At 40.1% G+C, this 10,840-nt stretch carries 13 protein-coding genes; 5 read left to right on the top strand and 8 right to left on the bottom strand.

Annotated elements, in window-relative coordinates; translation table 11 throughout:
* Window positions 1-53: 53 nt before the first annotated feature.
* Both VNZ46_RS19320 and VNZ46_RS19315 read right to left on the bottom strand, forming a co-directional pair.
* On the bottom strand, window positions 54-1,064 hold the full coding sequence (locus VNZ46_RS19320) for a FecR family protein (RefSeq protein WP_325561688.1): 1,011 nt from the start codon (window positions 1,062-1,064) through the stop codon (window positions 54-56).
* An 86-nt stretch (window positions 1,065-1,150) separates the two neighbouring features.
* Window positions 1,151-1,720 (bottom strand): RNA polymerase sigma-70 factor, encoded by a 570-nt coding sequence (locus VNZ46_RS19315; RefSeq protein WP_325561686.1) that lies wholly within the window; start codon window positions 1,718-1,720, stop codon window positions 1,151-1,153.
* A 207-nt stretch (window positions 1,721-1,927) separates the two neighbouring features.
* Between VNZ46_RS19315 and VNZ46_RS19310 the strand changes: the two genes are divergently transcribed.
* Window positions 1,928-2,365, top strand: a complete 438-nt coding sequence (locus tag VNZ46_RS19310) for a transcriptional regulator (protein ID WP_325561684.1) — start codon at window positions 1,928-1,930, stop codon at window positions 2,363-2,365.
* Here the strand turns inward: VNZ46_RS19310 and VNZ46_RS19305 are convergent.
* From VNZ46_RS19305 to VNZ46_RS19290, 4 genes are all read right to left on the bottom strand, one after another.
* A complete protein-coding gene (locus tag VNZ46_RS19305; RefSeq protein WP_325561682.1) occupies window positions 2,354-3,643 on the bottom strand; it encodes a hypothetical protein in 1,290 nt (429 codons plus the stop codon). The two genes, VNZ46_RS19310 and VNZ46_RS19305, sit on opposite strands and share 12 nt — an antisense overlap.
* A 4-nt stretch (window positions 3,644-3,647) precedes the next feature.
* Entirely contained in the window at window positions 3,648-5,954 is a 2,307-nt protein-coding gene (locus tag VNZ46_RS19300) for a TonB-dependent receptor (protein WP_325561680.1), read from the bottom strand.
* A gap of 109 nt (window positions 5,955-6,063) precedes the next feature.
* Window positions 6,064-6,393 carry a hypothetical protein gene (locus VNZ46_RS19295; RefSeq protein ID WP_325561678.1) on the bottom strand — a complete coding sequence of 110 codons (330 nt, stop codon included), beginning with the start codon at window positions 6,391-6,393 and terminating at the stop codon, window positions 6,064-6,066.
* An 80-nt stretch (window positions 6,394-6,473) separates the two neighbouring features.
* Entirely contained in the window at window positions 6,474-7,490 is a 1,017-nt protein-coding gene (locus VNZ46_RS19290; RefSeq protein WP_325561676.1) for an alpha/beta hydrolase, read from the bottom strand.
* A gap of 147 nt (window positions 7,491-7,637) precedes the next feature.
* On the opposite strand from VNZ46_RS19290, the gene yiaA reads away from it, so the two are divergent.
* The 4 genes from yiaA (at window position 7,638) to VNZ46_RS19270 (ending at window position 9,954) form a co-directional block, all read left to right on the top strand.
* Window positions 7,638-8,051, top strand: coding sequence for an inner membrane protein YiaA (gene yiaA, locus VNZ46_RS19285; RefSeq protein ID WP_325561674.1), 414 nt, complete (start codon window positions 7,638-7,640; stop codon window positions 8,049-8,051).
* Window positions 8,052-8,104: 53 nt separating this feature from the next.
* Entirely contained in the window at window positions 8,105-8,671 is a 567-nt protein-coding gene (locus VNZ46_RS19280; protein ID WP_325561672.1) for a Crp/Fnr family transcriptional regulator, read from the top strand.
* A gap of 65 nt (window positions 8,672-8,736) precedes the next feature.
* Window positions 8,737-9,330, top strand: a complete 594-nt coding sequence (locus VNZ46_RS19275) for an NAD(P)H-dependent oxidoreductase (protein ID WP_325561670.1) — start codon at window positions 8,737-8,739, stop codon at window positions 9,328-9,330.
* 12 nt (window positions 9,331-9,342) lie between these two features.
* A complete protein-coding gene (locus VNZ46_RS19270; RefSeq protein WP_325561668.1) occupies window positions 9,343-9,954 on the top strand; it encodes a biopolymer transporter ExbD in 612 nt (203 codons plus the stop codon).
* A 2-nt stretch (window positions 9,955-9,956) separates the two neighbouring features.
* Here VNZ46_RS19270 and VNZ46_RS19265 read toward each other — a convergent pair whose 3' ends face one another.
* Complete coding sequence (locus VNZ46_RS19265; protein WP_325561666.1) at window positions 9,957-10,595, bottom strand: M23 family metallopeptidase; 639 nt, start codon at window positions 10,593-10,595, stop codon at window positions 9,957-9,959.
* A 6-nt stretch (window positions 10,596-10,601) separates the two neighbouring features.
* Window positions 10,602-10,840: peptidylprolyl isomerase (locus VNZ46_RS19260; RefSeq protein WP_325561664.1), on the bottom strand; the 239-nt coding region annotated here is incomplete at its 5' end.

The raw sequence follows: 10,840 nt of genomic DNA, 5'->3' as shown, positions 1-10,840 counted from the left end.
TAGGGAGAATCTTTATTCTTCATTTTTGTTGGTTGGTTTAGGTTATATGGGATTTAACACCCATTTCCGTCAATCGTGACGATATTGTTTTTTAAAATAATTTTTGCGCCTGTGATATCACCGATCACATCCAGGACCTGCGTGATTTCATTCCGGTTAAGAAAAGCTGCTGTGAATTTGCAGGATTTTACTTTATTGCTATTGAAACGAACTTTAACCGCATATCGTTCTTCAATTAATTTTGCCGCATCTTCCAGGCTAATGTCATCCATAATTAAATCCTGTTTTTTCCATTCCACAACTTGTTCTGCATTCACTTTTATTTTAGCAGGTACCTGGGATTGCGTATTCCAGGCCAGTTGCTGGTTTGGGGTAAGAATAGCAAGAACCTTCTGGTCGTCCTCTACTTTAACCCTTCCCCTGGTCACTGTAACCGTAACAGCACTGCCTGATTGATAGGCATTAATGTTAAATGCTGTTCCCAGAACAGTGGTCTTGAGCTTACCTGTATGAATGATAAAGGGTTGGGAAGAATTATGTTTAATATCGAAATAAGCTTCTCCTGTCAGGGTAACCTCCCGGTTTTTTTGCCCTTCAAAACTATCCGGATATTCAAGTTTACTATCATTATTGAGCTGCACAGAACTACCGTCAGGAAGTTTAATCCATTTATGTGATGCCTGTTCTTTAACCGCCGGGATTTCTTTATGGGCAAAGAGTTTACCTTCAGGACTAGCTCCCGATTTGAAATACCAGACTCCAACACTTAAGGTCATAAGCAATACTGCAGCTACAGATAGCCATTTCCATGGTTTTGAACTGGATGGAATGGCAACTGGTTTTGAACGGATATTCTCTTGAATTTTCAATAAAAGTTTATCCTCTTCCAGACCGGGGGCTAAAGAAGAGGAAAGAATAATCTCCCGTTCTCTTTCTTTCATTGCCTGTTGCCATTCCTCCTCATACCCTCCAGTATTCAGAAGATGACGAACCTGTTCTATTTCAGATGGATCGCAACAGTTAGCAATAAAACGTACAAATAATTCTTTTATGGGCTTTTTCAATTTTTTGTTCCTGTTTAATAGTATTACAATTAACAGGGACGTTACATGTACGCTAAAAAGAAATAAATTTTGTTTTCTTTAAAAAATCAGAAAAACAGCAGGAATACGCCATTTCTCACCATAAATTCCTTAATGCTTTTAATGGCCTTAACCATCTGGCTGTTCACTGTACTGTCTTTAATTCCAAGTTTTTCGGCAGCTTGCTTATAAGAATAGCCATAATTTCGGCAAAGATCATAAATGAGCCTGCGCTGGGGAGGTAATTGTGCTATGGCCTTATTGATGTATTCACTGGTTTGTTTCCTCTCGGTATACTGTAAGCCATTTTCAGATTGGTGCACTGCGTGTTCAATGATCTCTTCAGTTACCCAGCTTTCTCTTGAGGCCTTTTTGATCGTATTCAATGCCCTGTTTCGTGCAATAGTAAATAAGAAAGGTTGTAAAGAACGATCTGTTTGTACAAAAGCTGAAGATTCCCATAATTTAACAAATGTTTCCTGAACAATATCTTCAGCCAGCATGGGAGATTTCACTATGCCAAGAACATATACATAGATTTTTTTTACATACAGGGCATACAATTCAGAAAAAGCGGCTTCATTCTGAACCTTAAGTTTCTCCAACAATTCCAACTCTGTGGTATGGCTCACCTGCATAGACTACAAATCTAATAGAATTTATTTGTAAACATTAGAAAGAGGAGCGCTCAATTGTCGGTTAAATTAGAAATTTCAGATAGAAATCCATTCATTTTCAATAAAAAAACATAAATGTGACGTATTTTACCCTGCACTTTGTCTTTCCCTCCCCCTTTTATGTATTCTTTCTTTAGCGTAAATTAGGGATATCAAATCAGATCAACTATGGAAAATTATAATTTAGACCATGACATCCCTGTGATGTACGTAACGGCCTCCGCTTTCCCTGAGGGGATTTGTGAAGCTCATGATCAACTACATTCACGTGTACCTGTTTCGGGTGAAAGGCACTTTTTTGGAATTTCCAGACCCGAGGGCGGTCTTCATAATATTGTTTATAAAGCAGCAGCAGAGCAATTAAATGAAAACGAGGCCCAGGAATATGGCCTCGAATCACTGGTAATTCCTAAAGGGTTGTACCGCAGTATGTATATTTCAGATTATGCAAAAGATCCGCAGCAGATTGGACTGGCTTTTGAGCAACTGCTGGATAATCTATCCATTCTGGACCCCAATGGCTATTGCATTGAAATGTATATTGGAAAAACTGATGTTCGCTGCATGATCAGGTTAAATGCAAAAAATGGTGAATTAAAGATGTAATTTTGAATAATAAATCCTGGAACGACCATTTTCTTCCCTGATCCAGGCCAGCAGTATTCCTTTATTTGAAGGGCTAAGTACGGCGTGATGGTCAGCTTGTTTGCCATCGGTAATCTCTATTGTCTTTTCTACATTTCCATTTTTTAACACGCTCAGAACAATCTTTGCTGTACTTGCAGGCATCATGTGCATGTGCCCCATCGACATTCCTCCATGTTTGGAATGGTCCATTTTCATAGGTTCCTCAGCCGGGGCATCTACAGGTTCTTCACAAACCATCGCTAGTTTCCCCCCAGGTAAGGAGAGTGTTTGAGGATGTCGTCCTGTTGCCGTGATCAGATTTCGGTTTTGAAAATCCCCGCCAATAACTGAAGAGGTATAGTATAATCCCGGATTTCCTCCAGCGGTAAACCAAACTGCATTGACTGTGTTATTCAGGACAGCCAGAGAAGGACCTGAATGTGGACAGCCTTCTATTTCCCAATTGTCTTTACTGATGGTTTTTGCATCGCTAAAAGTTTTACCATTATTGGTAGATACTTTATAAGCCATATCCCGGACTTGTTTCCCAGATAATGCTGAGGGAAACATAATGCTCCTGTAGGCCAGGTGGATTCGCCCTCCACTATCAGAAAGGATATCAGTTCTGCAGCATTCGCAGGTGCCTTTATCCAGGCAGGTATCTGCTCCAAAGCCTTTCCCTTTTTCAGTTTTGCTAAAAAATAAGGCAGAGCCCTTGATACTTTTCCCAAAACGTCCGTCCAGCCAGACAGAGGCGATTTCCCCGTCTTTCAACGTAGTCAGATCAAAGAAACTACGACCATAAGTATGTGAAGTATCTGAGTGAAGGAAAGCTTTCTTCGACCAGTTTTTACCATTGTCCGTCGACATACTGTAGTAGATTGCTCCGGCATAAGGGTTCTTTTCCTGAGGAAAACGTTTGGAGAAACCGGCTATTATTGCTCCATCTGCCTTAAATGCAATTTTTCCCATGCTTTCTGCAGGAGTACTGCTTCCCGCCGAAACGGGAACAGTAACCGGTATGCCAAATTTATCCTGTTGTTCATTATAGATGGCATACTTTAGTCTGTACAAGGAATCTTTGCCGTCCTGTTCGGTCCAGCAAAGTACTGGATTACCCTTATTATCTTTTGTGAGATAGGGGCCAACAGCGCTAATACCTGTTGTATTTAAAATTGTAGCAGCTGGTGTTTCCTGATGTTCTTTACATCCAGAAACAAAGAAAGCGCTGATTAGTATAATGCATATCTTCTTCATAAAACTAGAATATATATTTAAGGTTTAAACCGCCATAACCGTTCCTTTTTGGTGAGGGATTAAAATAAGCGGGCTGTGCTCCCCCATAACCAACTGCGTTTAGAGAAACAATGGAACTATAACTTTTATTTAAAATGTTATCCAGGCCGGCATAAATGTTCATTTCTAAACATTTGATGAGCTGTTTTTTATATCCAAGCTTGGCATTAACCACCTGATAAGCCGGATTATAGGCGGTATTTGCATCATTTAAAGGAAGTTGGTCGCTAAAGAAATAACTTCCGTAAAAATACAGACCAGTTCTGGTTTCCAGATCAATCCCTATGTTAACCACCCATGGTGAAATGCCTGTAAGTTTATTCCCATCATAAGTTGCGGTAACCTGATTTTGGGCATTCAGGGTTTTATAATCTTTAAATTTAAAATCAGAATAAGTCACTGCAGCAAAAGGTCGCAGGCTGGTGATTTCTTTCTGATCTTCTGCTTTCAGCAATTGATAAGATAAAGATAATTCGGCTCCGTTATGGGTCGTTTTGCCTGCATTGTTATAAATAGTAATGCTTTGCTGCACGGATTGTGCAATCAGCTCTCCTTTCATATCCATTTTGAATAAGGCAAGATCATACTCCAGCCTCGATTTCAACAAGTTTCCTTTGGCATTGATCTCATAATTTAAAGCTTTCTCTGCTTGCAGTGTTGGATTGATAGACCCGTCCACATTTTTTATCTCCGAGCTTGAAGGCGGAGAAAAACCAGAGCTGACACTGGCGTGGAGACTCAAGGCATCGCTAAAGGTATGGCTCAACGCAATTCTGGGAGTAGCCTGGGGATTAAATTTTTTAAGGCCACTCTGGCTGCTTTTTAAATAATCCTGTACATTGTAACTTAAACTGTTGTAACTGATTCCCAGGGTCAAAGTAGTTTGAAGATCCAGTTTCGTTTCTGACTGATAGAATATGGAATACTGTTTATTCTGGTAATCAATATTAGAGTTTATTGCACCTTCCTTTCCATGGTTATTCACATATTGGGTACCCTTGGTAATGCCTTCATTATACTCCGCTCCGACCGTAAAACGGGTAGGTAAGGCCGAAAACTCCGGGTCAAAGGTAAACTTCGTTCTTGCACCATAGCTTTGATAATAATTACGGATATAGGCATAAGGCAGAGGATGGTTAAGGTCATAGAAATAAGTAAAAACACTGGTACTGTTGGAAAACTGGTCGTTAAAACGATATTGTTGTCCCAGACCTATCCTTGTCCAGTTCTGGTATCTTCCAGCTGCCTTATCTAAATTGGTTGCATTGGCTTGCTGAGGATTAGCCGCCACCTGATCTGCTGTCAGCGATCCAGGGATTTGCGAATGCTGTGTTGTTCTGTTCAGAAGTAAGGTGATGATGCGCTTTTCACTAGGAAAAAGCTGAAAATTACCCGTCAGAAAACGGCGCATATCATTACTGTGCTCCCGGTATCCGTTATATTCCTGCCATCCATAGGATACATAGCTGTTCACTTTATCTCCGCCGCTCCTGTATGTAGTGGCTAAACGGTGTAAGCCATAAGCACCAACCAAACCTGATGCTTCAAGACTTTGCTCCTGGTAAGGTGCACGCTGTAACTGAAAATTAATTACCCCTGCCGTACCGGCTCCATAAATACTGGAGGCGGGGCCTTTAATAACTTCTGCACGGCCAATACTGTTCACATCCAGTGCTTCGATACGGGTCGTACCATCCGCTTCTGTCACCGGGATTTCATTCACGTATACTTTTACACTGCGGATCCCGTAAGAGGCACGCACACCATTTCCCCGGATAGAAATTCGCGCTTCAGAAAGCGTACTCTGATCCATTCTTACACCTGGAATAGCATTTAAAGCTGGCTGCAAAGAAACGGCATTCCCCCTGTTGATGTCTTTTAAGGTGATCAGGGCAACGCCACCAGCAGTTTCCCTATTGGTCTTATCGCCATTGTATCCCGATACCCTAACCTCGTTCAGACTTAACCCATCCGCTTCGAGCTGAATATTCAGGTCATTATCATTTATATTAATTTTAACCAGTTGAGCTTTATAGCCATTTAAAACCGTTTTAACCTGGTGATCTGGCTGCTCACTTTGGATTTCGAAATAGCCTTTGGTATTGGATTGTGTAAGTTCCTGTCCTGTAGAAGAAAAGATATGTACGCCTGCTAAAGGCTGTCGGGTTTGAGAGTCATAAATATAGCCTTTAACGGGCTGGTTTTGGGCCTGTAACTGGAGGGTCGCCAATACAAATCCAATAGATAAAATAAAGTATCTGAATAAATACATGCTATAAAAAATTATAAGATCAACCAATCCTGTAACCGCAATAAGAGCGGGCAGGATATGGCTATTTTGTTCTGTTAAAAAAGGACAAGCTTGTCCCGAGAGAAGAGAACTAAGCCTGTGGAGGATGAAATATAGCAGTTGAATGCCTCGGAAGGACAAAAGGAAGTTCTTCAGTATACAATACTTTGAGCAATTGAACCTGAAAATTAAAATTGGTTTTTTGTGTGATCAGAGCTTCCTGAAAATGATTTTTCTGGGATTCTCTGTTTTGGCTTTTTTCTTTTTCTTCTGCCTGTTTCAGTTTTTTCATCAGGTAACATTTTCCATTACAGTGCAACTGGGGTTTATCCCTGTTCTCGCAAAGTGTAGAGGCAATGTAATTCCTGTTCAACTCAAAACCAGCGTAAATGAACAGGCGGCTAAAGTTAGCCCCAAGCATAACAAAGATTAAAGAAAAGGCAATCAGGCTCCTGAACATATCCGGGCGCAAAGGTAAGGCTTAGATCCAATAATACAATATCATTTTTTCACAAGAGGCATGCCAAGCACATCAACTGCAAAATGTTCTGTTTCCCGTTCTACTGCCGGCACATCTTTAGATAGCATTGGTGAAGCAATCACATGATTACCAGCATTTGGGATAGCGGCTTTTCTTTTCAGTTTAGGGTCGGTTCCCAGTTCATCAAACATTTTCAGCATAGCGGAAGCCCTAGACGTGGCATCCTGATGGCTTGCATCTTTATAGTAATAAAGCATTAAAACAGGCTGCCTGATTTTTTCAAAGGCTTCCGGAATGTTAGAAGTCTCCATAAATTCTTCCAGCTGAGGCAAAGCCTCCAGCCGGTATTGGCTATACCAATACTGGAGTACTTTAGGATCGGTATCATTTGTTTTTTTAGAATACTTTCCTCCAATAAAATACCTTGCTATCTGAAGTCCCCATGGATCGTTCATCATCCATGCCTTATCATCATTAATCTCAATATTGGGCGAATATAAAATCAGTCCACTAATCTCCGGATAGGTTGCAGCCAATTTAAGCGCCAGTGTGCCCCCTGTGGAAGTACCTATAATAATGACCTTTTTCCCAAGTTTTTTCCCTATGGCATAGGCTTCCCGACCGGAGGCCCATAAATTGTCCGCCGTAAAATCAAGCATAGCATCTGGATCACTAAGCCCATGTCCGGCCAGGCGGGCCAGGTAAAGGTTACAACCAAACTTCTTTGCAAAGTTACGGTGTACAGGATCACCCTCGCCTTCGCTGGCTGTAAATCCATGTAGGTAGACAACGGCATATTCTGTCTGCTCTTTCTTCGTGGAGTCAGCCCATACAATTCTTGCTTCATTATCTGGCTTGAGAGAAAGTTTAGCTTCTTTACTGTTTACCAGTGAATCCAATTGAGGCAGGCCAACTGGCAGAACAGGAAGGTCTTTGACATACACAGGTGTTTCGGGGCGGGGCCCAAGAAGATATACAACAACCAAAATGACAAAAATACTGGTTAAGCTGATCAGTATTCGTTTGATCCAAAGCATAATGTTATGATTTAAATCAAAAATAGCTTTTCCTGTTTGATATTTTACACAATTTCAAAGAATCAATTTTGATATCAGCATCATTTAATTATGTTTGTTTTACAGTTAACCTCAATAAGTAGTTTAAACATCTATCGCATCTAAATTATGAATCAACAAAAACCCTCAAATGCCTTTATTGGCGCTTCCTGGGCAGCCCTTATTGTGGGGTTCGCCGCTTACAACATCGGGCTTTTTAATGCCACAATGCAACTGAATGAAAAGGGCTACTATTTTACAATTCTAATGTTCGGCGTATTTTCCGCTATATCGGTGCAGAAATGTGTACGTGACCGCCTGGAAGGAATTCCGGTTACCAGTATCTACTACAGCATCAGCTGGTTTTGCACCATTCTTTGTCTGGTACTTTTAACCGTAGGTCTGTGGAATGCAACCTTGGCTTTAAGTGAAAAAGGATTTTACGCAATGTCATTTGTTCTGACCATTTTTTCTGCAATTGCCGTACAGAAAAACACGCGGGACAGCATTGGCGGGGATGCACCAAAAGCATCACAAGACTAATAACTGAGCGGCCTGAGATCAGGCCGTTCAGTTAAAATTGAATACCATCTAAAATGATCAAAGAATTTTTAAAATCATTTCAAATCCTAACTCTTCCTGAAATAGAAAATTTCGAAACTGTTCTGGTTAAAAAAACACTAAAAAAAGGAGATTTTTTCATTAATGAAGGCAAATTAAGTAAGGAAGTCGCCTTTATTAATAGTGGCATCTTGAGGTCATTTTTCACGCCGGAATCCGGAGAGGAAATCACTTATTGTATTACCTTTCCGGGAACTTTGATGGCTGCATATTCTGCATTTATTACGGGGCTACCAACAGTAGAAAACATACAAGCAGTAGCAGACTCAGAGTTATTGATTATTCAAAAAAAAGAGGTAGATAAGTTATTGGAAACAAGCCCTAACTGGATCAGATTTTTTAAGATCATTGCCGAGCAACAGTACCTGGAACTGGAAAAAAGATTGTTTCTTTTTCAAAAAGAAAAAGCGAAAAAGAGATACGCAGATCTTCTGGAAAACCAACCTGGTTATATCCAGCAGATACCGCTGCAATATCTTGCATCCTATCTCGGAATTACTCCCCGCCATCTGAGCCGTTTAAGAAGAGAAATCCATTTATAGACAAATGTCCTGTAGCTCGGTTAAAGGAGCTGATACCTTTGTCCTGACAATAAAATCAGGACAGAATGACAAATTCCAATAAGAAAAACATATTAATTATAAACGGTCATCCCAATAGGGATAGTTTCAACTTTGCCCTGGCTAACGCTTACAAAGAAGCAGCTATACAAAAAGGTGCATCAGTTGCAGAGATCAATATTGCGGATCTTCATTTTAATCCAAATCTTCAATTTGGATATACCAAACGCATGGATTTGCAGCCAGATTTACTTGAAAGTCTGGAAAAAATCAGATGGGCAGACCATCTTGTCTGGGTGCACCCGGTATGGTGGGGTGGTCTTCCTGCTATAATGAAAGGCTTTATTGACCGTTTATTTCTTCCTGGCTTAACCTATAAGTACAAAGATAATTCCCTTTGGTGGGATAAACTCCTGACCGGAAAAACAGCCAGGATCATTACCACCATTGATCAGCCTGCCTGGTATTACTGTTTTGTCTATGGAAACCCAAGCATCAATCAGCTCAAAAAAAGCACTTTAGAATTCTGTGGAATTAAGCCTGTAAAAGTAACCCCGATCGGAATTATCAAAACTGCTGATAACGAAAAAAGAAAACAATGGTTAAACAAAGTAGCACAATTAGGCAGCAAACATTTATAATTTTCTAACACTATGCCCAGAGTAAAAATACAACGTAAATCATTATCTATTGATATGACTGCGATGACTGACGTAGCTTTTCTATTGCTTACTTTTTTTATCTTAACAGCCACCGCGAAACAGCCCGATCCCTTAGAGATCAAATTACCTTCTTCAACCTATAAAATAAAGGTTCCCGATAAAGACATCGCCATACTCACCATTGGGAAAGGAAAAGTATTCTTTGAGGCTACCGGACAGGACATCAGAACAGCTGCACTGGAGAAAATGGCTGCACAATATAAAATAGAATTCAGTGTGGAAGAGAAAAAAAGATTTAGTTTAATTGGATCGTTCGGAGTTCCTCTTCAAAACCTCAAATCATTTGTCAAAATGGATGCCGCCCAGAGAAAATCTTCTGGATTAGAAACTGGTATTCCTGTAGATTCGACAAATAACCAACTTGCAGACTGGATCCTTCATTCCAGACAGGCCGTTGCCGAATTACATGGTACCGCAATGCGGGTCAGTATAAAGGGAGACGCAAAAGAGGGATATTCTTCCGTAAAAAAAATCGTCGATATCCTTCAAAAACAGAAGATCAATAAATTCAGCCTGGTTACAACAGGCGAAGCCATTAGATGATCCTAGCTTTTCAAGTGTTCTTTTAAAAAAGAAAGCGGATTATAGAAACGCAGATCCAATTGAACTTTATTCATCGTAAGCCAGCTTGCGCAGCCATAATCATCAAAGTTTTTCCGGATCTCCAGGTGCAAATGATGATAATCACCACCGTACTTCTTTGACTCCTGAGGTGTAAATAAGCGGGCAATTTTTGTATGCTCATCCAACTGTTGCCCGTTTTTAACATACACTTCCTTTAAATGTTTATACGAACTAAATATGATTTTCCCATCCGGAAGCCTATGTTTCACTACAACTGTACGCTGGTTCTCTCCTAAATGCACAGAACATACCGTTCCACCTGCAATCGGATAAACCTCAACATATTTACCTTTTGGGCTCGCAGGATTCATATCAATTGCAGTATGTATATGACCTTTAAAAAAACTATCTCTATGGTCGCCAAAAATGCTAATGACCTTAACTTGGCTAATTTCTTTTCGGTTGGCTGTTTCAAAAGGCAAAAACCAACCGTTAACAGCCTTTGCAGGAACAACGTCGGTATAATAAGGTTTCCACCGTTCTTTATCTTTATCAATTGTCGGGATATTTTGTTGTAAACCAACAAGAAGAAATCCCAGTAAAGCAGTTTTGATCATCATATTATTTTAAGATTTACTTCTTTCCACATTTCGCAACCTCAAAGCTTCCTTTTTAGACAATATAACTGCCTTAAAAACGACAGGATCTAAAGGCAAATCCTCCTTGTTTGTCGCAACGCTATTAATTTCATCAGCTATATTCATTCCTTCTACAACCTCTCCAAATACAGTATAGTCCTGATCAAGATGCGGAGTCCCTCCTATAGTTTTATATATTTCCCTTTGCTTTTTAGAAAATTTTATAC

The sequence above is a fragment of the Pedobacter sp. genome (assembly GCF_035566355.1).
GTDB lineage: Bacteria > Bacteroidota > Bacteroidia > Sphingobacteriales > Sphingobacteriaceae > Pedobacter.
Note: the sequence above shows the minus strand (reverse complement) of the source record. Positions and strands in the feature narration are given on the sequence as shown.